At 70.9% G+C, this 22,530-nt stretch carries 19 protein-coding genes and 1 pseudogene; 6 read left to right on the forward strand and 14 right to left on the reverse strand.

From position 1 onward, the window contains the following. Nucleotides 1–2 precede the first annotated feature (2 nt). Entirely contained in the window at nt 3–857 is an 855-nt protein-coding gene (locus tag ACFT9I_RS05085) for a helix-turn-helix domain-containing protein (RefSeq protein WP_382560893.1), read from the reverse strand. 174 nt (nt 858–1,031) lie between these two features. Between ACFT9I_RS05085 and ACFT9I_RS05090 the strand changes: the two genes are divergently transcribed. Both ACFT9I_RS05090 and ACFT9I_RS05095 read left to right on the forward strand, forming a co-directional pair. After that, the gene (locus ACFT9I_RS05090) at nt 1,032–1,355 is read left to right on the forward strand and encodes a hypothetical protein (protein WP_382560896.1); all 324 of its coding nucleotides are present in this window, start codon (nt 1,032–1,034) and stop codon (nt 1,353–1,355) included. A 110-nt stretch (nt 1,356–1,465) separates the two neighbouring features. Continuing rightward, nucleotides 1,466–2,998, forward strand: coding sequence for an alpha/beta hydrolase (locus ACFT9I_RS05095; RefSeq protein WP_382560899.1), 1,533 nt, complete (start codon nt 1,466–1,468; stop codon nt 2,996–2,998). Between the two features lie 10 nt (nt 2,999–3,008). Here the strand turns inward: ACFT9I_RS05095 and ACFT9I_RS05100 are convergent. Next, nucleotides 3,009–3,518, reverse strand: a pseudogene (locus ACFT9I_RS05100) (DUF5753 domain-containing protein); the annotation flags it as partial. Nucleotides 3,519–3,596: 78 nt separating this feature from the next. Between ACFT9I_RS05100 and ACFT9I_RS05105 the strand changes: the two are divergent. Beyond that, complete coding sequence (locus ACFT9I_RS05105; RefSeq protein WP_382560902.1) at nt 3,597–3,788, forward strand: hypothetical protein; 192 nt, start codon at nt 3,597–3,599, stop codon at nt 3,786–3,788. A gap of 15 nt (nt 3,789–3,803) precedes the next feature. On the opposite strand, the gene ACFT9I_RS05110 is transcribed toward ACFT9I_RS05105, so the two are convergent. Together ACFT9I_RS05110 and ACFT9I_RS05115 are read right to left on the reverse strand one after the other, a co-directional pair. After that, nucleotides 3,804–4,799, reverse strand: coding sequence for a nucleoside triphosphate pyrophosphohydrolase (locus ACFT9I_RS05110; RefSeq protein WP_382560905.1), 996 nt, complete (start codon nt 4,797–4,799; stop codon nt 3,804–3,806). Between the two features lie 34 nt (nt 4,800–4,833). Further along, nucleotides 4,834–5,493 carry a SurA N-terminal domain-containing protein gene (locus tag ACFT9I_RS05115; RefSeq protein WP_382560907.1) on the reverse strand — a complete coding sequence of 220 codons (660 nt, stop codon included), beginning with the start codon at nt 5,491–5,493 and terminating at the stop codon, nt 4,834–4,836. Nucleotides 5,494–5,682: 189 nt separating this feature from the next. On the opposite strand from ACFT9I_RS05115, the gene ACFT9I_RS05120 reads away from it, so the two are divergent. Next, nucleotides 5,683–6,084, forward strand: coding sequence for a YciI family protein (locus tag ACFT9I_RS05120; protein WP_382560910.1), 402 nt, complete (start codon nt 5,683–5,685; stop codon nt 6,082–6,084). Nucleotides 6,085–6,141: 57 nt separating this feature from the next. Beyond that, complete coding sequence (locus ACFT9I_RS05125) at nt 6,142–7,422, forward strand: RNA polymerase sigma factor (protein ID WP_382560913.1); 1,281 nt, start codon at nt 6,142–6,144, stop codon at nt 7,420–7,422. Here the strand turns inward: ACFT9I_RS05125 and ACFT9I_RS05130 are convergent. Both ACFT9I_RS05130 and ACFT9I_RS05135 read right to left on the reverse strand, forming a co-directional pair. Further along, complete coding sequence (locus ACFT9I_RS05130; RefSeq protein ID WP_382560916.1) at nt 7,359–7,799, reverse strand: GtrA family protein; 441 nt, start codon at nt 7,797–7,799, stop codon at nt 7,359–7,361. The two genes, ACFT9I_RS05125 and ACFT9I_RS05130, sit on opposite strands and share 64 nt — an antisense overlap. After that, the gene (locus ACFT9I_RS05135) at nt 7,796–8,821 is read right to left on the reverse strand and encodes a glycosyltransferase family 2 protein (RefSeq protein WP_382560919.1); all 1,026 of its coding nucleotides are present in this window, start codon (nt 8,819–8,821) and stop codon (nt 7,796–7,798) included. The genes ACFT9I_RS05130 and ACFT9I_RS05135 overlap by 4 nt, the downstream gene beginning before the upstream one ends. A gap of 124 nt (nt 8,822–8,945) precedes the next feature. On the opposite strand from ACFT9I_RS05135, the gene ACFT9I_RS05140 reads away from it, so the two are divergent. After that, nucleotides 8,946–11,459 (forward strand): YfhO family protein, encoded by a 2,514-nt coding sequence (locus ACFT9I_RS05140; RefSeq protein ID WP_382560922.1) that lies wholly within the window; start codon nt 8,946–8,948, stop codon nt 11,457–11,459. Here ACFT9I_RS05140 and ACFT9I_RS05145 read toward each other — a convergent pair. The 8 genes from ACFT9I_RS05145 to ACFT9I_RS05180 form a co-directional block, all read right to left on the reverse strand. Beyond that, nucleotides 11,403–12,974: a serine/threonine-protein kinase gene (locus ACFT9I_RS05145; RefSeq protein WP_382560924.1), complete on the reverse strand. Its 1,572-nt coding sequence runs from the start codon at nt 12,972–12,974 to the stop codon at nt 11,403–11,405. The two genes, ACFT9I_RS05140 and ACFT9I_RS05145, sit on opposite strands and share 57 nt — an antisense overlap. Continuing rightward, nucleotides 12,971–13,666, reverse strand: coding sequence for a hypothetical protein (locus ACFT9I_RS05150; protein WP_382560927.1), 696 nt, complete (start codon nt 13,664–13,666; stop codon nt 12,971–12,973). The genes ACFT9I_RS05145 and ACFT9I_RS05150 overlap by 4 nt, the downstream gene beginning before the upstream one ends. Before the next feature lie 89 nt (nt 13,667–13,755). Beyond that, on the reverse strand, nt 13,756–14,502 hold the full coding sequence (locus tag ACFT9I_RS05155) for an N-acetyltransferase (protein ID WP_382560930.1): 747 nt from the start codon (nt 14,500–14,502) through the stop codon (nt 13,756–13,758). Nucleotides 14,503–14,592: 90 nt separating this feature from the next. Continuing rightward, on the reverse strand, nt 14,593–14,856 hold the full coding sequence (locus tag ACFT9I_RS05160) for a hypothetical protein (RefSeq protein WP_382560933.1): 264 nt from the start codon (nt 14,854–14,856) through the stop codon (nt 14,593–14,595). Between the two features lie 189 nt (nt 14,857–15,045). Further along, nucleotides 15,046–16,059, reverse strand: coding sequence for a trypsin-like serine peptidase (locus ACFT9I_RS05165; protein ID WP_382560936.1), 1,014 nt, complete (start codon nt 16,057–16,059; stop codon nt 15,046–15,048). A gap of 338 nt (nt 16,060–16,397) precedes the next feature. Then, nucleotides 16,398–17,219, reverse strand: a complete 822-nt coding sequence (locus ACFT9I_RS05170) for an HNH endonuclease family protein (RefSeq protein WP_382560939.1) — start codon at nt 17,217–17,219, stop codon at nt 16,398–16,400. Next, nucleotides 17,216–20,767 (reverse strand): transcription-repair coupling factor, encoded by a 3,552-nt coding sequence (mfd, locus tag ACFT9I_RS05175; RefSeq protein WP_382560942.1) that lies wholly within the window; start codon nt 20,765–20,767, stop codon nt 17,216–17,218. The genes ACFT9I_RS05170 and mfd overlap by 4 nt, the downstream gene beginning before the upstream one ends. Before the next feature lie 438 nt (nt 20,768–21,205). Next, nucleotides 21,206–22,456: a transcriptional regulator gene (locus ACFT9I_RS05180; protein ID WP_382560945.1), complete on the reverse strand. Its 1,251-nt coding sequence runs from the start codon at nt 22,454–22,456 to the stop codon at nt 21,206–21,208. Nucleotides 22,457–22,530 lie beyond the last annotated feature (74 nt).

Raw genomic sequence — 22,530 nt, forward strand, 5'->3', positions numbered from 1 at the left:
TCTCACAACTCTGCTGCGACCCGGTGGATCAGATCCCGAGACTTCGATGGTCCGAGGCTACAACTCTCCATACGGTCCAGAACCGTCCGGTACTTCTCCAGATGCGGCCGGGTATCGAGGAACGCGGCCCCGTGATCGGTGTCGAGTTGGACCGTGTCCAAGGCGGGGACGGCCCCAGCCATGTAGTAGATGCCTGTCCCGGCGCTGGGGAACGTGCCAGCGCCGAACGGAATCGCCAGGATCGTGACGTGCTCGAAGTCGCTCACGTCGAGCAGATGTTGCAACTGCGCGCGAGCGAGCTCCGGGCCGCCGAAGCCCATGCGCAAGGCGGCCTCGTGAAGGATTGCTGTCAGCGGTGTCGGATTCTCCCTGTAGAGCACCACCTGCCGTTTGATCCGGTAGGAAACACGGTGCTCCACCTCGTGCGGAGCGAAAGAGGGCACAACATCGCCAATGACCGCGTGAGCGTGCGCTCTGGTCTGGAGTAGCCCCGGCAGATGGACCACCGACGAGGCGTACATCGACGTCGCGTGGTGCTCCAGCTCCGCCAGGTCGATCGTGTCCGGCGGCAGCATGTCGCGGTACTCGTCCCACCAGCCGCGCGTCCGACCGCCGGTCATCGCCGTGAGCGCTTCGATGTACGCCTCATCCGTACAGCTGTAGCTACGGACCAGAGCGCGGACACGATCGGCGCCCACCGCGTACCGCCCCGACTCGATGCTGCTGATGCGGGGTTGGGATGAGCCGTCGAGCACCCCGGCCTGAGCGGTGGTGAGGTCTGCCTGCTGGCGGAGTCTGCGCAGCTCATTGCCCAGGCGCCGCTGGCGCACTGTGGCTGGTAGCGCTTTTGGTGACATTCTTCTACCTCACCCATATGGATGTTCATCTCGAAATTAGTAGATGAATCATAGCGTCCATGGCTACGGTGTGAAGCACGCCACTTCAACTGGCCGCGCCTCACGGCGCCTTACTCGCCATGCCCAACCGCATCAGCCGGGCAGGCGTCACCCTCTCGCCGACAGGGGAAATCCATGACGACCGTATCGCCGCAGAACCCTGCCCCGGAGCCGATCGACTTCGCACAGGAGGTCTACGAACTCGTACGTGACACCGCGCCGCGCCTCTTCGCGGTCGTGGAGGAGTATCGCGTCGGTACGCAGGACGCGGACGGCGTCGTCGTCGCGTGGGGACTCGCGTACGCGGACGGCGCCGCCGAGGTCATCGCGGTGGAGGGACAGAGGCGTTGGCAACTCGCCGCCGCCGAATACATCGTGCGGTACTTCGGCCGGGCCGAGGACCTTTCCGCCCGTCTCGTCTGGCTCGCGGACACGCACAGCGAGGCGTGCGCCGCCTGATCGCCACGTACGGCATCGCGTGCGGGCTGAAATGTAGTGGGGGACAACCCCAACCGGTTTCAGGGCTTTCCCTGAGGGTGCCGACGTGTCCGCCGTTCTAGCGTGCGGGCATGTCAACTTCCCGACGTATCAAGGCGTTTGCGGCATGCGCGGCGGTGCTCGCCGTCACGGCGGCGAGCAGCGCCACCGCCATCGCCGCCGACCCGGAACCGTTCACCCGCTTCCAAAACCAGCAGGTCGACTGGCGCGCCTGCTCCCTCGGCGCCGACGACGAGATCGGCCGGAAGCTGGACGCCGCCGGCGCCGACTGCGGCGACATCACCGTGCCGCTCGACTACGCCGACCCCGGCGGTCGCACGATCACAGTCGCCATATCCCGCCTGAAGGCCACCGACACCGCCCACCGCGTCGGCCCGTTGCTGCTCAATGACGGGGGACCGGCCGGTCCCAGCCTCCACATGCCGGTGACCAAGTCGGAGGTGATGGGAGAGGTCGCCGGACGTTACGACCTGATCGGCATGGACCCGCGCTTCGTCGGCCGGAGCACTCCGCTGGACTGCGGCTGGGACCTCGGCTCCGCCCCCCTCCGCTCCGCAGGCGCCGACCTGGCGGCGTACCGCGAGGAGATCGCCGTCGCGCGCGAGCTGGCCGGGCAGTGCGAGCGCGCCCACGGTGACGTGCTGCCGTACGTCACCACCCGCAACACCGCCCGCGACATGGACGTCATCCGCGCCGCTCTCGGCGAGGACTCCCTCTCCTACCTCGGTTACTCCTACGGCAGTTACCTCGGCGAGGTCTACACACAGCTCTTTCCCGGCCGCACCGACCGTATGGTGCTCGACGGCGTCAATTCCCCGGAGTTCTACAGCCAGACCATGCTGCGCGGTACCGAGGCGGCCAACGAGGCGGCCCTGCGCGCGTGGGCGTCGTGGGCCGCCGCACGGCACGGCACCTACGGGCTGGGTACCACGCGCGGCAAGGTGCTGGCGACGGTGGAGCACATCCTCGACGCCGCCGCGCAGGAGCCGCTGCGGATCGGGGACACGTACCAACTGGACGAGTACGTGCTCCCCTTCTTCTTCATCGGCGGCCTCGGCAGCGACCTCGACGCGCGGCGCGCCGACCTGGCCACGACCGTACGTGTCCTGGCGCGCGCCGCGGACCGGGAGCCGGTCGAGCCGTCCGAAGCGCTCGCCGGGCAAATGGAGTTCCTGCTGACCGGGGCGGGCTCGGCTCCGGCCGGCCAGATGACTGCGATCGTCTGCGGCGATGTGGCCCAGCGGCGCGGCGCCGGTAGCTACTGGCGGGCGGTCGAGGAGTCCCGCGAGCGGTTCCCCCTCGCCGGGCCGCTGGCCAACAACATCACCCCCTGCGAGTTCTGGAAGCGCCCCGCCGAGGCGCCGACCGTGCTCGACAACGACGTCCCGGCCCTGCTCGTCGCCGCCACCGGCGACCCCCGCACGGTCTACGCCAGCGCTGAGGCGATCCGTGAGCAGTGGCCGAGTTCCCGGCTGCTCACCGTGGAGGGCGCCCGCCAGCACGGCCTGTACGGCGAGTACGGCAACACCTGCATCGACCAGCGCGTCAACGCCTACCTCCGCACGGGACGGCTCCCCGCGCGCGACCTGACCTGCGAGGTCTGACCGCTCCGGTCTACTCCCGCAAGGACTCCGCCGCGCCGGAGATCAGCAGGCGGGCAGCCTCGCCACGTACCGCATCGCGTGCGAGCCCGTCGAACGCCCGCGAGTACAGCTCGACCTGGCCCGGCTGAACCAACGTCACCGCCGCGTCCAGCGAGTCCGCGTGCACTCGCGCCGCGTCGAAGATGGTGAACGTGGGCAACGGCCACATGGTGCGTTCGGCGGAGAACGGAACAACTCCCAGGGCGACGTGGGCGAACGTCGTGGCGTCGAGGAGGTGGGCGAGCTGCGCGGCCATCGTGTCGGGCCCGCCGACGTGGTGACGGAGAACCGCCTCCTCCAGCACGATGGAGAACCGGTGCTTGCCGTCGCGCACGACGCGATTGCGCCTCACCCGTGCCGCGACGGCTTCCTTCACATCGTCGGGTGTGCCCCGAAAGGCGGCGATGGAGGCGAGCAGCGCGGTCGCATACTCCGGGGTCTGAAGAAAGCCCGGCATCACGTCGGAACAGTACACGCGGTACGGATCACCACGGCCGAGGACGAGGACGGCCTCAACGCGTGGCTGCACGACGGCGGTTCGTGGGCGGCTCTGTCCGCCGTGGGTGGCGGCGACACCGTGGCGTACCAGGGCGGGCCGCGCCGGCTGGCCGACGAGCTGGAAAGTGCCTGGGACCGGTGGCTCGGTGACGGCAGCCCGGCGCTGTACGACTACGGCATGACCGTGGAGCCCCACCGGCGGTACGTGTGGTGCGGGGACCCGGTCGCGGGTCGGAGATGGCCGACCGGTTGAGGGGGCGGTTCTCGGTCACCCGTCCGAACCGGGCCGTTCCGCCGCGCGGATCGCGTCGCGGTAGGTGCGGGCCGCCGCGCGGAGGGCGGATTCCGGGTCGATGCCCGCGGCGTCCGCGCGGGCCGCCAGGGCGAGGAGTTCGTAGCCGATGTCGTCGCCCTGCGGGAGCGGGACGTCCAGGGGTGCGGCCGCGACGCGGGAGGTGAGTTTGGCGGCCAGGGCCAGGGCCGGCTGGGCCAGGGGGACGCCGTCCGTGATCGAGTCGCGTTGTTTCTCCGCCGCCTTGGTGCGCAGCCAGTGCGCGTGGACGTCCGCCGGGGTCTCGGCCGTCTCGTCGCCGAAGACGTGGGGGTGGCGGTGGATCAGCTTCTCGACGATCGTGGCCGCGACGTCGTCGATCGAGAACGGCTCGTCCTCTTCCTCCTCCGCGATACGGGCGTGGAAGACCACCTGGAGCAGCACGTCGCCCAGTTCCTCGCGCAGTTCGTCGCGGTCGCCGCTCTCGATCGCCTCGACCAGTTCGTACGACTCCTCGATGGCGTACTTGGCGAGGCCCTTGTGCGTCTGGGTGGACGACCACGGGCATTCGGCGCGGATACGGTCCATGACCTGGACGAGGTCGAGGAGCCGGGCGCCCGGGAGGTCGTACGAGCCGGGGAGCAGTTCCAGGTCGGGCATCTGGACGCGGCCGGAGCCCGCGAGGCGGGAGAGCCCGTCGGTGAGGGCCTGGTCGCCCTCGCCGGAGGGCAGGACCACGACCGTACGGCCGCCGGCGCAGGCGTCGACCAGCTCCGCCGCGGTGGGCGCGGAGTGGTCGACGGTGACGCCGGCCTCGCGCAGATACGGCAGTTGGGGGTGCGCGGCGTCGGCGCACAGGACCTGGTCGGCCTCGCGCAGCGTCTGCCAGGCGGGCCAGGACAGCACACCGGGCGCGACCCGGTGGCTGGTGGTCAGCAGGACGATTCGGCCGGGGGCGACGGAGTCGGAAGCGACGGCGGGTTCTTCGGTCACCCGAAGAAACCTACCTCCGGGCCCCGGCCTCGTCTCACGCGCCCGTCGGGACCTGCTCCGGCGGGGCTTCCTTCGTGACCTGGGTGAGCCACGGCGTCTTCGCCTCGCCGAGCCTGACCTGCTTGGTGTCCCACGCGCCGTAGCGGGGGTTGACGTCGATGCCCAGGTCCTCGGACGTCTTGACCAGCGCGGCGAGGACCTGCTGCTGGCCCTCCGGCGTGGTGGTGTTGGCGCCGAGCGACTGGGCCAGCTTCGACATCAGCACCTCGCGGCGGATCGCGGTGTCGATCTGGTCCGGGGTGAGCGCGCCCTGCTGGAGCAGCATCGCCGCCAGCTGGTCCTCGCCGCCGGACTGCTGGGCCGCCGCCTGGCGGGTGCTCTGGATGTCCTTGCGGGACGCCTTCACCCCCGCGTCGTCCGCGGCCTTCTGCAGGATCTCGTCGAAGATCATGCTGTTGAGCTTGACCTGGCTGAGCTGGCCGGTGTTCTTGATCAGCTCGGCCGCCTGCGGAGACGCCTGCTGCGCGTCGCGTACGTCGCGGACCTGGGCCTGCAGCGCGGACGTGTCGATGCGCTCGCCGCCGACGACGGCCGCCGCGCCGGGATGGGCGTCGTTGCCGCAGGCGGTGAGGAGCGGGGCCGCTGCGAGGAGCGCGGCTGAGAGGGTGAGCGCTGTGCGACGGCGGCGGTGCAAAGGGTGCCTCCTGGATCGTGACAACGACCGTGCGTTGATCGATGTTAGGCAGTGGCGGTGGATCCGATCCAGTCGGCCGGTCTTTTTTCGAAAACTTCGCCGAACGGTCGGCCGGGGTGTCGAAATCGCGGCGGCGGCTTCTACCAGTGTGTGAGAGCGCCACTGGACAGTTGTGAAGAGGAGCGAGCCATGAAGTACATGCTGCTGATGCAGTTCAGCGCGGCGACCACGGATTTCCCGGAGATCTCGACGTGGACCCCCGAGGAGATCCGGGCGCACATCGCCTTCATGGGCGACACGAATCAGATGCTCAAGGACGCGGGCGAATTCGTGGACGCGCAGGGCCTCGCCGGGCCGGACACGGCGCGGATCGTGCGGGCCGGGAGCGGCGGCACGCCCGTCGTGACGGAGGGGCCGTTCCCGGAGACGAAGGAGTTCCTGGCCGGGTTCTGGTTCGTGGACTGCGAGACGCCCGAGCGGGTGGACGAGATCGCCGCGCACATCTCGGCGGCCCCCGGCCCCGGTGGCAGACCGCTGAACATGGCGATCGAGGCCCGCCAGATCATGGCCGGACCGCCCGAGGAGTTCTAGAGCCGTGCGGAGTTCTGGGGCCGTGGGGAGTTCCGGGGGAATTCCGGGGAGCCCGCGTTGAGCCGGATCACCTTCTACGACGAGGACCTGCTGCGCACACTCGCGCCGCAGGTCGTCGGCGTGCTCACCCGGCGCTTCGGGGACTTCGCCGCCGCCGAGGACGCCGTGCAGGAGGCGCTGCTGGCGGCGGCGACGCAGTGGCCGGAGGAGGGTGTGCCGGGCAATCCGCGGGGCTGGCTGATCCAGGTCGCGAGCCGCCGGATGACCGAGCTGGTACGCGCCGAGCAGGCGCGGCGGCGGCGTGAGGACCTGGCGACGGGGCGGGAGCCGGCCGACCGGCGGGTGGCCCCGCCCGCCGACGCGGACGAACCGGCCCACCGGGACGACTCGTTGACCGTCCTGTTCCTGTGCTGCCATCCGGCGCTGTCGCCGGCCGCCGCCGTCGCGCTGACGCTGCGGTGCGTGGGCGGTCTCGGTACGGGGGAGATCGCCCGCGCCTTCATGGTGCCCGAGGCGACGATGGGGCAGAGGATCAGCCGGGCGAAGCAGCGGATCAGGGCGTCCGGGGTGCCGTTCGGGATGCCGGGGCCGGACGACGAGGAATGGGCGCGCCGACTCGGAGCCGTACTGCACGTTCTGTATCTGATCTTCAGCGAGGGGTACGCGACGAGTGCCGGGCCCGAACTCCAGCGGGTCGAGCTGTCCCACGAGGCGATCCGGCTGACCCGCGCCGTCCACGGACTGCTGCCGGACGACGGTGAGATCACCGGGCTTCTGGCGCTGATGCTGCTCACCCAGGCCCGCAGCGCGGCCCGTACGGGGCCGGGCGGCGAGCTGATCCCGCTGGCCGAGCAGGACCGGGGGCGCTGGGACGGCGCGGCGATCGACGAGGGCGTCGCGCTGATCACGGCGGCGCTGCCGTACGGCCCGGTGGGCCCGTATCAGGTGCAGGCGGCGATCGCCGCCGTCCATGACGAGTCCGGGTCGGCGGACGAGACGGACTGGCCGCAGATCCTGGCGCTGTACGGGGTGCTCGACGCGCTCGTCGACAATCCGGTGGTCTCGTTGAACCGCGCGGTCGCGCTGGCGATGGTGCGGGGTCCGGCGGCCGGGCTCGCCGCCGTGGACGGACTCGAAGCGGCGGGGCGGCTCGCGGGGCACCACCGGCTGTATGTGGTCAGGGCGCATCTGCTGGAGATGGCGGGCGACCGGGAGGCGGCGGCCGAGAACTACCGGGCCGCCGCCGCGCGTACGGCGAGCACGCCCGAGTACCACTACTTGTCGATACGGGCCGCGCGGCTCGGGACGGGGGCGGGGGCGGGCGACGGCTCGGGGTAGGCGGCCGGCTCCGGGCGCAGCATGATCGTGCGCGAGACCACGAACGTGATCGGGATCGCCGCGGCCGCCGCGATCAGCGGCGCGTATGTCCTGCTGAGGTGGAGCACGTCGACCAGCAGATAGACGCCGCACGTGGTGATGGTGAAGTTCGCCGCGTTGGTGAGCGGGAACAGCAGGAACTTCCGCCAGGTCGGCCGGGTCCGGTAGGTGAAGTGCGAGTTGAGGAAGAACGAGCCGATCATGCTGAGCACGAAGGCGACGACGTGCGCCGCGACGTACGGGAGCCAGGTCAGCAGCACCAGATAACAGGCGTAGTACGAACCGGTGTTGACGACCCCGACGAGCGCGAATCTGATCAGCTGGCCCCGGACCGTCATGTGCCTACGAGCTCCTGCTCCTGGTCCGTCGTCGTTGCCGTCGTCGTTGCCGCCGTCGTTGCCGACGACGTGGAAAGCGTCCGGCGCGGGCGGTCCGCGTCGGTCGCCGCCACCAGGTAGTGGGGGCGCCGCTTCACCTCGTAATAGATGCGGCCGACGTACTCTCCGACGACTCCCACCATCACCATCTGCACGCCCGACAGCGCCGTGATGGCCACCAGGAGTGTGACATAGCCGGGGGACTCGACCCCGTTCACCATGGCGTCGCCGACAATCCATGCCGCGTACAGGGAGGCGAGCGTGACCAGCATCAGTCCGAGGTAGAGCGCGGCCCGCAGGGGTTTGTTGTTGAAGGAGAGCATGCCGTCGAGCCCGTAGTTGAGCAGCTTTCCGAAGCTCCATTTGGAACGGCCCTGCTCGCGCACCGCGTTCTCGTACTCGAATGTGGTGGAGCGGAATCCGACCCAGGCGAAGATTCCCTTGGAGAAGCGGTTGTACTCGGCGAGGCCGAGCACCGCGTCGACCGCGCGGCGGGAGAGGAGCCGGAAGTCCCCGACGCCGTCGACCAGTTCCACATCGATCAGGCGGTTGATCAGCCGGTAGTAGACGCGGGCCGCCAGGGTGCGGGTGACGCGGTCGCCCTTGCGGGTGCGGCGGGCGATGACCTGCTCGTAACCCTCCTCGTGGAGGGAGAGCATGCGGCGGACCAGCTCCGGTGGGTGCTGGAGGTCCGCGTCCATGATGACCACGGCCTCGCCCTTCGCGTACTGGAGGCCGGCGAGCATGGCCGCCTCCTTACCGAAGTTGCGGCTGAAGGAGACGTAACGGGTGCGGGAGTCGCCTGCGGCGATCTTCTCCAGCCGCTCCAGAGTGCCGTCCCGGCTTCCGTCGTCCACATAGACCAGCTCGAATTCATGCCCGAGTTCCCCTTCGAGCAGCGCGAGTTCATCGGTCACATGGTCGTGGAAGCGGTCGACGATCTCCTCTTCGTTGAAGCACGGGACCACTATCGAGATCAGCACCGTAGAACCACATCCGACGGGAATGTCACCGTTGGAGTCCCCGCGTGAATTGCGGGCGACCATCACATGAACTGAAGCGCTAACGGACCTTTTGTCGGGATCCACGCTGACATATTCGATCACTATGCCGACCCTGCAATCCGTGCGTGGCCGGGCAGCCGCGTTCGCCGCCCTCATCACCGTGACCGCCGTCTGCGCGGGTGACGCGGTGGCCCGGAGCTTCCCGTTCGGCTCCGGCACCCGGAGCGTCAATGACCTGGGCAACCAGTTCGTCCCCTTCCACGCCAAGCTGTGGGACCTGCTGCACGGGCGCGGGGACGGCGGGCTGCTGCTCAACTGGCAGTCGGGGTACGGCACGGCGTTCCTGCCCGACCTCGGTACGTATCTGACCAGTCCGTTCGCCCTGCTGGTGGGGTTGTTTCCACGGGACCGGATCGATCTCGCCGTGTATGTGATCACCGTGCTCAAGATGGCGGCAGCGGGCGCGGCGATGGCGTGGCTGCTGCTGTCCTTCGTGACGAAGCGGCGCGATACGGCTCCGTGGTGGGTCGCCGGGATGCTCGGGGCCACGTACGCGCTCTGCGGCTGGTCGGTCATCGAGGCGTCGTACAACCCGATGTGGCTCGACGGGCTCATCGGCTTCCCGCTTCTCTGCCTGGTCGGCGAGTGGGTACGGGCGGGGCGTCGGCCGGTCGTCGGTCCGCTCGTCGTCGCCCTCGTCTGGGTCGCCAACTTCTACACCGCGTACATGGCGACCCTCGGCGCCGTCCTTGTGCTCTGTGTCCAACTCCTCCTTGACGGAGGGGTGTTGCGCGCGTGGCTGCGCGTCCTGGTGCGCGGCGCCGTCACCGTGCTGCTCGGGATCGGGCTCGCCGCGCCCGTGCTGCTGCCGGTCGTGATGGGGACGCGGCACGCGTATCCGGGCTGGACGACGGAGTTCAAGGCGGCCGGCTGGAGCGAGGTGTTCGCGCGGGCGCTGCCCGCGACGTACGACTTCTTCACCCCCGCCGTCTTCCTGGGCGGCGGCGCTCTGCTGCTCGCCGCCGTGCTGCCGTTCAACCGGGCCGTCCCGAGGCGCGAGCGCGTGGCGTGGGCGGGGCTCGCCGGCGCGGTCGCGCTGTCCCTGCAGTGGGGGCCGACGCATCTGGTGTGGCACGCGTTCGCGACGCCCAACGGCAGCCCGTTCCGGCAGACGTTCGTGCTGTCAGGGCTGCTGGTGATCGCGGCCTGGCGGTGTCTGGCGTACGGCTGGCCGGGCCGCCGGGCGCTGCTCGGCGGCAGTGGGGTGCTGGTCGCGGTCGGGCTGGTCGCCGCCACCGACGCGCTGACCGGGCGGCGCGCCCTCGCGCTCTTCGCGTGCGGGCTCGCGGCGGCCGTGGCGGCGCTGCTGGTGGTACGGCTCCCCCGGCGCCGTTACGCGGCGCTGGCCGCCCTGTTGCTGGTGGGCGGGCTCGCGGGGCAGGCGGCGGCGACCACCGCGTACGCCGACCGGGCGCGGCTGGACCGGCTCGACCACTACCCGGCGTGGGACGAGGCGCACGAGAAGCGGGCCGCCGCGATCGCGGAAGTGGACGGGTGGCCGAACTACCGCACCGACCCGGGGCGTACGCAGATCACCGCGAACGATCCGCTGCTGCTGGGCGGGCAGGGCTCCTCCTACTACAGCAGTCATACGCCCGACGTGCTGACGCGCACGCTCGGCGCGCTGGGCGCCGGCTGGACGTCGAACGGGCGGGCGGTGCAGAGCCTGGACAACCCGGTCGTGGACGCGGTGTTCGCGGTCGGCGCGCGCCTCCGTACGGAGGAGGAGGACGGATCTTCGGCCGGGTCGTCCGCGGCAGGCGGGTCGTCGGCCGGGTCGTCCGCGGCAGGCGGGTCGCCGGAGGTGAGCCGCGCGGACGTGCCGCCGCTGGTGACCGTACGGCCGCCGGAACGGACGCCGCCCCACTACGGGCCCTCGCCCTTCCGCAACCAGGAGCTGCTGCTGGGCTCGCGCGTCTACTCCGCCCCCGTGGCGGGCGCCTGCCCCGCCGGCCGCGAGGTCTTCCTCTGGGCGCCCGACTACTACGGCACCGCCCGGCTCGGCGACGCCCCGCCGGTCATGCTGCGCGGCGACAAGCCCCGCTGGCGTGCGGCCGTGACCTCGCTCGGAACGGCCGAACGCGCCGGTGAGCGGATCACGTTCGACCGGAAGGCGCCGACGACGCGGACGGTGGCCTGCCTCGACCGGACCCGCCTCGACGCCGCCGTGGACCGGATGAAGAAGACCGGCGCCGTCTCCGTGCGGGTCTCGGACCATGGTGTACGGGCCCAACTGCCGCCCGGCAGCACGGGAACGGCCGTCCTCGCCGCACCCCGGATCGCCGGCTGGAGCTGCGCCGGGAAGCCCGCCGACTCGTCCCTCGGCCTGGTCGCCGTCCCGCTGGACCCGGACGGCACGACCACCTCGGTCGACTGCTCCTTCCGGCCGCCGGGGCTGCGCTCGGGCGCCGCCCTGGGTGCCGCGTCGCTGCTCGTGCTGCTGGGTGTCGCCGCGCTCTCCGTACGGAGGCGACGTCGCGAGGGACCAGGGGCGGTGGAGCTACCTGCCCCGGGTGGTGCCCCGGAACTGCTGCCTGCGGTCGAGCCCGCGCCGTAGTTCGACGGGCAGCGGGTGGTACGGGCCGTACGCGCGCTCCGCGTCGTACAGCAGGTACTGCAATTGCTGCTGCGCCCCGGTGTGGTCGCCGACCGCGAGCAGCAGATGCCCGACGCGGTGTCTGATGTCGAAGGCACGCGACTGGTCGGCGCCCGGCTGGCCGACGCCTTCGTAGAAGGGCAGCACCGCGCGGTACTCGTCGAGCGCCGCGCCCGCCTCACCGAGCTGTTCCAGGCACTGCGCGGCGTCGTAGCGGAACTGGAGCGTCTGCGGGTCGCCGGGGCCGGCCTCGGCCGCGCGGTCGTCGGCGAGACGGCGCAGCTCGGGCAGGGCGCGGCGGTACTGGCCGTCGTCCATCAGCGTCGTCGCGTACTGCTTGCGCAGGATACGGACGACCGGTGAGCGTTCGCCGTGCTCGGCGGCCGCCGCCGGGAGGATCCCGCCGAGGATGTCCACGGCCTGGGTGATGCTGCCCTCGCCGAGAAGGCGCTTGGCCTCGTCCACGGCCGCCGCGACGTCGGGACGCCGGGCGGGGACGTGCTCCGGCTGCGGCGGCGGCACGGGCGCGGGCGGCGGGGCGGTGGCGCGGTCGGGCCAGGGCGCGTGCGGGCGCAGGAAGGGGCGGCTCGGGTCGAGCGGTGTGCCGGCCTGGCCGGAGCGGGGCGCGCCGACCACGCCGCGCGTGGGGAGCAGCGGGGCGAGTGCCTCGTACACCTCCTGCGCGCCGGCCGGCCGGTGCTGCGGGTCCTTGGCGAGCAGGCGCAGGACGAGCGCCTCCAGCGTCTCGGGGATCTCCGGGCGGATCCGGCGGACGGGGACGGGCGGCTCGTACAGATGCCGGTGCAGGACGCCGAGGGCGGTCGTCCCGGGGAACGGGACGGTGCCGCTGAGGAGTTCGTGCAGGACCACGCCGAGTGCGTAGAGGTCGGTGTACGGGCCGACGGCGCCGCCCATCACCTGCTCGGGGGCCATGTAGGCGGGGCTGCCGATGACCGATCCGGTGTGGGTGAGGCGGGTGGTGTCGGTGTCGATGACGGAGGCGACGCCGAGGTCGAGCACGAGGACGGTGCCGTCGGGCTTGACCATCACGTTCCGCGGCTTGAGGTCGCGGTGCACGATGGGCACCGCGTGTACGGCGGCGAGGACGCCGCACAGCTGGGCGGCGACCGAGGCCGCCCACTGCCACGGGTAGGGCGCGTGTCCGGTGAAGTGGGCGGCGAGGTCGGTGCCTTCGACGTACTGCATGACCAGGTACAGCTCGTCGCCGTCGCTGCCCGCGTCGTGCACGGTGACCAGGCCGGGGTGGTTGACCTGGGCGGTGACCCGGCATTCGCGGATGAACCGGCGGCGCATGTCCTCGGCGGTGCTGTCGGCGGCCATCTTGTCGGGGCGCAGCAGTTTCACGGCGACGCGGCGGCCGAGGCGCTGGTCGTACGCCGTCCAGACCTGGCCCATGCCGCCCTGGCCGATGAGGCCGGCCATCTCGTAACGGCCCGCGACGACGCGGGCGTTCACCGCTTGTCGCCCTCGCCGCTGTTCCCGCTGTCGCGGCTGTTCCCGCTGTCACGACCGGAGCCGCCGTTGCCGCTGTCGCGGCGGAGGAGGTCGCTCAGCTCGTCCAGCTCGGCGCGCACCTGGTCGATCCTGGGCGGCGGTGTGGGGTGGTTGGGCTGCGCCCGGACGGGGGTCGCGGGGCCGGGCCGCTGATACGGCTGCGGCTGCTGCGGGCCGGCCACGGGCCGGGTGGGACCGCCGTAGCCGTAACCGGAGTTGGCGGGCGGCTGGTAGCCGTGCTGCGGGCCAGGCGGCGGGTAGTAGCCCGCGTACGGCCCCGCCAGGACCCGGTAGTGCCTGAAGTCCGCGAACAGGAAGTAGGCGATGGCGGCGGCGCCGGTCGACAGCATGCCGATCATGCCGATGTTGCCTTCGGTGCTGCTGAAGTCGTTGGTGTTGTCCTGGGCGAGATAGACGATCCACAGGATGCTGAGGGCCACGTTCCCGACGAACAGCCACCAGTTCAGGACGGACCGGGTCACGACCGCCACCCGCAGCGTCGCCGCCCAGGAGAGGAAACCGCAGGTCAGCAGCGGCAGCACCACAAAGAGCACCCGCAGGAGCGCGAGCATCCCCGGCGAGGGTGTGCGGGGTGACTGCGGGTGCGCTATTCCGGGGCCGTGCATGCTGCTCCTGACAGGCCAGGGGGACATCGGCGAAAGCGTATCGAGGGTATACAGCGGCACCGCCGCCGAACCCCGTCGCGTGGATTCCCCCTGCGGCCCCGCACCTGTCCCAACGCTCAGATCCGGTGACGCACCCACACATTGGGTTCGACGTAGACACCGTAGCCGCGTGTGGCCTCGCAGTGCACGGGCATGAGGGCTCCGGGTACGACGACGGGCCCGTCGCTGTCGAACGGGAGCCCCGTCCACTCGCGCCACTGGGCTACCGAGCCGGTGACCGTCATGGAAGCGGGCGCCACGGAGTCGATGACACCGCCCGCGCGTACGTGGACGCGGAGCCAGGGGTCGTACGGCAGCCCGTCCTCGTCCCGTACGCGGTGGGCGTACTCGTCCATCGCGGCGTGCGGCTCCTGGTGCTTGGCGCTGGGCCGTACCGGCGCGAGCAGTTCGGCGAAGCCGAGGCGCCCGGCGTTCTCGCGCATCGCCGCCAGCATCGTGCCGGACAGGCCCTGACCCTGCCGGTCGGTGGCGATCGTGATCTCGATCGCGCTGACGGTGTCGGGCTTCCTGCCGTGCCGCAGATCGGAGAACGCCCACAGCAGCACCTGGTCCCAGCCGGTCGCCGGCAGCGTCCCGCGTCCCTCGGTGTGGAGCTGGAACGGGACGCTGAAGGCGCGGGCCACGACGGTGCCCGCCTCGTCCGTGCCGACGAGCGCGAACTCGGGCAGCTCGCTGACGATCCGCCCGATGTTCGCCCAGCCCACGGGGTCGTGAAGCATGAACTCCGGCCAGGTGTCGACCATCCGCCACATCGGGCCGATGAGGTGGGGACGCTCGGCGAGGGTGGTCACGGTCAGCTCCATGCGAGCACGTTAACCACACCTGACCTGGTGCTCCCAGTGCTTTTCGCGCGGGGCGGCGGCCGCGGGCTTCGGACTCCCCGCCGCCCCCGCTCAGTTGTCCTCGGGCATGGGCGCCGGCTCGGCGTTGTCCATACGCTCGGGCGTCCAGTACTCGTCGACGTCCGCCGGATCCTGGTTCGTCCGTACGCCGGTGGTCCCTGAGCCGGGGTCGGACGGTGCCCCGTCCCCCGCACCTGAGGCCGCCGACTGCCAGGCGAATCCGCCAGCGATCACGGCGACGACACCCGCCGCGACCACGATCCGGCGAGCGGTGCGACGGCGGTTCGCCGCGCCGCGAGTGGTGGAAGATCCCATGACATTCCTTCCGGAGGGGAGTGCCGAACCGTCGGACGCGTGCTCCGCCTCCCCAGCGTATCGCCGGGGAGGCGGAGCAGCGCCGTGCGGGAAGGCCCGCTGCACGATACCGGATACCGGATACCGGATACCGGATACCGGATGTATCGGATGCCAGATATCGGATGCCGAAGCCCGTGGACCGTTGAGCTACGTGCGGCTTCCCTGGTCGTCAAACATCTGCTTCACGCTGTCACCGAAATACGAGCTGCGATTCCAGCCGTTGGAAGTGATGGTGCTGGTGACCCCGTTGATATACCCGAGCCCGGAACTGTCACTGTAATTCCGCAGCCAAGGGCCGCCGCTCGCACCGCCACCGAAGTCGCAGCCGATCTCGATGCGGCCGTCTGTGAGGCTCACCCGCTTGGTGGTCCCGGTGCACCACCACTGCACCTGGCCGCCGTTGCGATTGACGGGGTAGCCGAACACCGTCACCGCCTGCGCCCGGTCGTAGTTGTAGCTGAGCCCGTGCCCGCCCGTGACGTTGACGATTTTCCCCCCGCTACCCTGCCAGGTCGTCACCATGGCGACGTCCCAGTTGAAGTCTTTACTGTTGATCCAGCCGTTGAATGCCCGGAACTCCTTGGCCGCGAAATTCCCGTAGGGACGAGCACCTTCGCGGTAGCGCGGCACGTACGTCCAGTTCTCCATCCACTGGCCGGCCTTGCCGTTCGCACCCCCCGTGTTCACGCAGTGCCCGGCGGTGGCCACCAGCTGCTTCGACGGGCTGTTGATGGCGCTCGCCGAGCAGACGTAGTTCTTGCCGTCGACGGGATTGCGGTAGAACACCTTCCCGACCACGTCCGACTCCACGATCCGGACACCGATGCCACCCGCCGGGGACTTCTCCGGCGCCGCGGGAGGCGTACTCCCCTCGGCGCCCCCGGTGTCCGGGAGCTGGCCGGGCTCAGGCGTGTCGTTCACCGCGCCCGGAATGCTGTTGTCGGCGGGGATGGCGTTCTTCATCCGTTCCGGCGTCCAGTACTTGTCCACTTCCTGGGCCGCCGTCGAGGAATCGACTTCGGTGCCGTTCGCGAGTTGCGGCACGGAAGTGACCGTGGCCGATGCCGTGGTCGGTTGGGTATCGACGGGGCGGGCGGACGCGGGTTGATTGGTGGCGAGAATCACCACGGCGGCGGCGAGCGAGGGCAGCAGAACGCGCATTCTCCGGTGCACTCTTGAAAGTCCCTTTCCAGCACAGCGGTGTGAGCAACACGTGCGGTGGCGCCGTTCCTCGGCCGGAATTGACTTGACCGGTCAACAACCTAACCAACGCGGCCGGGAATGCACAGAGTTGGCCGAGAAACCGCACGGGCTCCGGAAAGGCCCGACAAGAAAGCGGAGCGAGCGGACCGGCCTCCCGGCGGTCTGCACGTCAAATGTCACCGGCGCCGCCCGCACGCAAGCACACGTAAGCGGATGACGCCGGTCAACCGGAATGTGCGGCAGATCACTTCGAATGCCGTATTCCGTGTTTGTCCGTGTCGCGGGCGGGGCCGGTGTCAGCCGCCGCACTGCGTCAGCATCGTCTTTCTGTCCGCGCCGGTCACCGGGAGTTCGTACTTGGCCGCGACCTGTGCGAACCGCACCACGTACGCGCAGCGGACCGGCTTGTTCGGCGGCAGCCAGGACGCGGGACCCGAGTCGCCCTTGCCGCTGTTGGTGGGGCCGTCGACGGGCAGCAGGTTCAGCGGATCGTTCGCCAACTGCTCGCGCTTGTCCTCGTTCCAGCGGGCCGCGCCCAGCTGCCAGCTGTAGGAGAGCGGCACCATGTGGTCTATCTGGACGGCCGTCGCCCGCTTCTTCTTCCAGGCGATGTCCTTGCCGGTGTACGGGTCGTGCAGCGTCATCGAGACGATCACGCACGTCGAGCCCGACCGGAACTCGACGTCCTGGCCGTCGCGCTTCAGCAGGTCGTTACGGGTGTCGCAGCCGTTACGGGCGAACGGGACGCCGTCGGCCGAGTCCATCCACGCGTAGCCGAACTCGTCCCGGTCGTAACCGGTCCTGGGGCCGCGACCCTTCACCTCCAGCGCCCCGATCAGCTTGCGCGCCGCCGCCCGGTCCGCGTCCCCGGTGAGGGGCGCGAGGCCGGGCGCGGTGCCGTCCGCGTTCTTGAGGGGGCTGGTCGCCCGCCCGTCCGGGGCGCCGCCGTCGGCGTCGGCCGATCCGTCGGAGGACCCGGAGGACCCGGAGGACCCGGAGGCCGCGGGGTCGACGGAATCGATGGCGTCGCACCCGGCGAGCAGCGCGGAGGCGAGGACCAGGACAAGGAGAACCGGACGGGCGGCGGTGCGCGGGGAGTTGCGTCTGAGAGCGGTCACGACCCCAGGATCGTCGCCAGGAACTCCCCCGTCCACGACAGCAGTTCCCGGCCGACCACCGGCTTGCCGCCGATCTTGCCCGATGTCGGGCGGGGGACCATGATCTGGTGGGCCGTCGGCTTGATCACCGTACGGGGGTGCAGGCGCTTGAGGCGCAGCTCCTGCGACTCCCGCAACTCCACCGGCGCGAAGCGGATGTTGGGGCCCTGGAGGACGATCTCGCCGACCCCGCAGGCGCGTGCCAGCATGCGCAGGCCCGCCACCAGCAGCAGGTTCTCCACCGGCTCGGGGAGCTTGCCGTAACGGTCCGTCAGCTCCTCCCGTACGGCGGTGATGTCGGCCTCCGAGTTGGCGGAGGCGATGGCGCGGTACGCCTGGAGGCGCAGTCGCTCGCCGGGGGCGTAGTCGTGCGGGACGTGCGCGTCGACCGGGAGTTCGATCTTGACCTCCAGCGGCGGCTCCTCCTGCACCGTGCCGTCGACGGCCGCGCGGTAGTCCGCGACCGCCTCGCCGACCATGCGTACGTACAGGTCGAAGCCGACACCCGCGATGTGCCCGGACTGCTCGCCGCCGAGCAGGTTGCCCGCGCCGCGGATCTCCAGGTCCTTCATCGCGACGTACATGCCGGCGCCCATCTCGGTGTGCTGGGCGATCGTCGCGAGGCGCTCGTGCGCCGTCTCGGTGAGCGGCTTCTCCGGCGGGTAGAGGAAGTACGCGTAGCCGCGCTCACGGCCGCGCCCCACCCTGCCGCGCAGCTGGTGGAGTTGGGACAGGCCGAAGTTGTCGCCGCGTTCCACCACGAGCGTGTTGGCGTTGGCGATGTCGATGCCGGACTCCACGATCGTGGTGGAGACGAGGACGTCGAACTTCTTCTCCCAGAAGTCCACCACGACCTGTTCCAGGGCCTGTTCGGACATCTGGCCGTGCGCGGTCGCGATCCGCGCCTCGGGGACGATCTGGCGCAGCCGCGCCGTGGCGCGGTCGATGGACTCGACGCGGTTGTGGATGTAGAAGACCTGTCCCTCGCGCAGCAGTTCACGGCGGATGGCCGCGCCGATCTGCTTCTCCTCGTACGGGCCGACGAAGGTCAGCACCGGGTGCCGCTCCTCGGGCGGGGTGGTGATGGTCGACATCTCGCGGATGCCGGTCACCGCCATCTCCAGGGTGCGCGGGATCGGCGTCGCGGACATCGTCAGTACGTCGACGTTGGCGCGGAGCTTCTTCAGCTGCTCCTTGTGCTCGACGCCGAAGCGCTGCTCCTCGTCCACGATGACCAGACCGAGGTCCTTGAACCGGGTCTCGGCGGAGAAGAGGCGGTGCGTGCCGATGACGATGTCGACCGACCCCTCCCGCAGCCCTTCGAGGGTCGCCTTCGCCTCGCTGTCGCTCTGGAAGCGGGACAGGGCCTTCACGACGACGGGGAACTGCGCGTACCGCTCGGAGAAGGTCCCGAAGTGCTGCTGCACGAGCAGTGTCGTGGGGACGAGGACGGCGACCTGCTTGCCGTCCTGGACGGCCTTGAAGGCGGCGCGCACCGCGATCTCCGTCTTGCCGTAGCCGACGTCGCCGCAGACCAGGCGGTCCATGGGGACCGTCTTCTCCATGTCCTCCTTGACCTCGGCGATGGTGGAGAGCTGGTCGGGCGTCTCGACGTACGGGAACGCGTCCTCCAGCTCCCGCTGCCAGGGTGTGTCCTGGCCGAAGGCGTGGCCGGGGGCCGCCATGCGTGCCGAGTAGAGCTTGATGAGGTCGGCGGCGATCTCCTTGACCGCCTTCTTGGCGCGCTGCTTGGTCTTGGTCCAGTCGGCGCCGCCGAGGCGGTGCAGGGTGGGGGCCTCGCCGCCGACGTACTTGGTGACCTGTTCGAGCTGGTCGGTGGGGATGTAGAGGCGGTCGCCGGGCTGGCCGCGCTTGGCGGGGGCGTACTCGACGAGCAGATACTCGCGCGTCGCGCCCTGGACGGTGCGCTGCACCATCTCGACGTACCGGCCGACGCCGTGCTGCTCGTGGACGATGTAGTCGCCCGCCTCCAGGGTGAGCGGGTCGATGGTCTTGCGGCGCTTGGTCGGCATCCGCACGCCGTCCTTGCCCGCCGCCTTCTGGCCGGACAGGTCGGTCTCCGTGAGGACGGCGAGCCCCAGCGCCCGGTCCACGAAGCCGTAGTCGATCGAGCCGCACGCGACGTGCACGACGGACGGGGTGATCTCGCCCAGGCCCTTGCCGCCGTGCGCCTCGGGGGTGTCGAGGCGGGCGGGGATGCCCTCGCCGCCCAGTACCTCGACGGTACGGGCGGCGGTGCCGTGGCCCTCAGTGACGTAGACGGTGCGCCAGCCGTCGGCGAGCCAACCCTTGGTGTCGGCGAGGGCGCGGGCGGTGTCGCCGCGGTACGTCTCCGGGGCGCGCATGCCCAGCTTGAGGGTGTCCGCCGACAGCTCCTCGTCGGCGGCGAACGGCGCGACCGACCACCACATCATTCCCAGCTCGCGCGCCCGGTCGCGGACGTCCGCGATGCCCCACAGCGAGGCCGCGCCGACGTCGATGGGCGCCTCGCCGCCGCCGGCTCCGGCCGCCCAGGACGCCTGGAGGAACTCCTGGCTGGTGGCGACCAGGTCGGAGGCCCGGGTGCGGACCCGCTCGGGGTCGCAGACCAGCGCCATCGAGCCCTTGGGCAGTACGTCGAGCAGCAGCTCCATGTCGTCCACGAGGACCGGGGCCAGGGCCTCCATGCCCTCCACCGCGATGCCCTCGGCGATCTTGCCGAGCATGTCGGCCAGCTCGGGGTGCACCTCGGCGAGGGCGGCGGCCCGCTCCCGTACCTGCGGTGTGAGCAGCAGTTCACGGCAGGGCGGCGCCCACAGCCCGTGCTCGGCGACTTCGAGCGAGCGCTGGTCGGCGACCTTGAAGTAGCGGATCTCCTCGATGTCGTCGCCCCAGAACTCCACGCGCAGCGGGTGCTCCTCGGTGGGCGGGAAGACGTCCAGGATGCCGCCTCGTACGGCGAACTCGCCGCGCTTCTCGACCAGTTCGACGCGGGAGTACGCCGCGGCGGCCAGCGCCTGCGTCACCTCGTTCAGGTCGGCGGTCCCGCCGCCGCGCAGCGAGACGGGCTCCAGGTCGCCGAGGCCCTTGACCTGCGGCTGGAGTACGGAGCGGATGGGCGCGACGACGACGCTGACCGGCCCGGCGCCGGGGTCGTCGGCGCGGGGGTGCGCGAGCCGGCGCAGCACGGCGAGCCGGCGGCCGACGGTGTCGCTGCGGGGCGACAGGCGCTCGTGGGGCAGTGTCTCCCAGGACGGGAACTCCGCGACGGAGTCGGCGGGCAGCAGGGACCGCAGCGCGGCGGCCAGGTCCTCGGCCTCGCGGCCGGTCGCGGTGACGGCGAGGACGGTACGGCGCGCGTCGCGCGCGAGGGCGGCGACCGCGAAGGGGCGGGCGGCGGGCGGGCCGACCAGGTCGACATGCGTGCGATGCCCGTCGGCGGCGGCGCCGACCGCTTCGGCGAGCGCCGGGTCTCGTACAACGGCGTCGAGCAGACCGTGCAGGCTCATGAAGGGTGTTTCCGTCCGGTTCCGGGGGTGGTGGTGCGGGGTGACGACCGACGCGGGGTGCTGCGGGAGCAACGCGAAGGGCCCGACACGTGTCACGGGCCGGGGGCCCCCAGCCTACGACTCCGGGCGGGCGGGCGTCGCGCGGGACGGGTGGGGAGCGAGCGGATGCAGTCGGAAATCAGGGACGGCCAGGACGCGCTCGGTATCGGGGAAGCCGAAAGTGGCCGAGGCCGTCCGCACCGTATTCGCGTGGTCGTATCGCGCCCCTTCCGAATCGGGCGCCACGCACTTCCAACAGTTCGGCGTGCGCCCCGGCCGGAGTAGGGAGCTGCGGCAGCGGCACGCGAGCACGGCAAGATCGGCAAGGCACCCTCCAGGGCCGACCGCCGGCCGACGCCGAGGCCGTTCGCCCAGGCCAGGTGCTCCCAGAGCCTCTGGTCAGGCGAGAACCTGGCCGAGGAGGTCTCGGGGACGACCGCCCAGGGCCTGGTGGAGGACTCCGGCCCTGGACCGGATCAAGCCGTCACGGTAGGGGCCCGGCAGCCGGTCGAAGACCCCAGCCGCCATCTCGGCCGCAGCTGCGGGGTCCCCATCGAGACGCAGGCAGGCGGCGGTGTCCATCGCGATCAGGGCCCGGGTCATCACCGAGGGAGAGTCGGTGAGGTCAAGAGCATCGTCCTGGGCCGAGTAGGCAGCCGCGGTGTCCCCGAGGAGGGTGTACGCCTGGGAGAGGTGCACGAAGTGCTTCTGTCCGGGGTAGCCGAACCATGTGTCGGCTGCTTCGTGTCCGTCGAGGCGTTCGACCAGGGTGTGCACGTCCGTGACCGCCATCCTGGCGCCCCGGTGATCGCCGATGGCGGCGAGCGAGCGGGCGGTAACGGCCGCCGCCAACGCCCCGGCCGCGGTGGGCGTCCGGCCGGCCGCTCTGCGGGCTCGGGCGGCGATGCGCACGGCCACCTCGGGGGCGCCGTAGTTCAGTGGCACCATCGCGTGCCGTGCCAGTACCCAGGCGGTCATCCTGCGGTCACCTGATTCGCGGGCCGCCGTCTCCGCTGTCGCGAACCAGCGGAAGGCGTTCCCCTTGTCGCCCCGGTCGTGTTGAACGATGGCGACCAGGCCGGCGATCCCGGCGGCGGTGCGGGCGAGGTCGGCCCGTGCGCCGGCCGGGTGGGACTGGTTGAGGACCTGGCCGAGGAGGTCGAGATCCGCCTGCATCTCGCCCAGCACGTCGTCGGGCACACGGCCGTGGTAGCCGCCCCGGTGCCGCTCGAATGCCGACTCCAGGTAGGCCAGATCCCCGGGTCCGGACTCCATGAGGGCCCCGTCGATGCCCTCGCGGGCCTGTGCGATGCCAGGTAACGCGGTCGCGCCTACCGCAGCGGCCGTCACCCCGAAGAAACTACGTCGCTTCACGTCCTCTTTCTCCCTGTTCTGGCTGCGTCGGTGTTGTCGCGACGCGGCGACTGCCCGCTGCACGTCCGCGACACTCAGCCCGTATGCGCGGGCGATCGTCTCGTGCCAGTCCGGGACCGGTAACCGCTTCTCCAGTTCCCACCGCTTGATGTTCTCCCAGTCGAACCATCTGCCGTTCTGGGCCTGTTGAACGACCTTGGCCTGCTCGTCACGAGTGCGCCCGGCGTCTTCTCGGATCGTTCGCAGTAAGACGCCGATGCCGTCCAGGGCCACCATGGCACCTTCCCTCCGTCGCCGTCGGGTGCGGCCCTCATCCTGGCCCCCCGGAGCGGCCCCCCGCCGGGAAACGC

This window comes from Streptomyces sp. NPDC057137, from assembly GCF_042670825.1.
Taxonomy (GTDB): domain Bacteria; phylum Actinomycetota; class Actinomycetes; order Streptomycetales; family Streptomycetaceae; genus Streptomyces.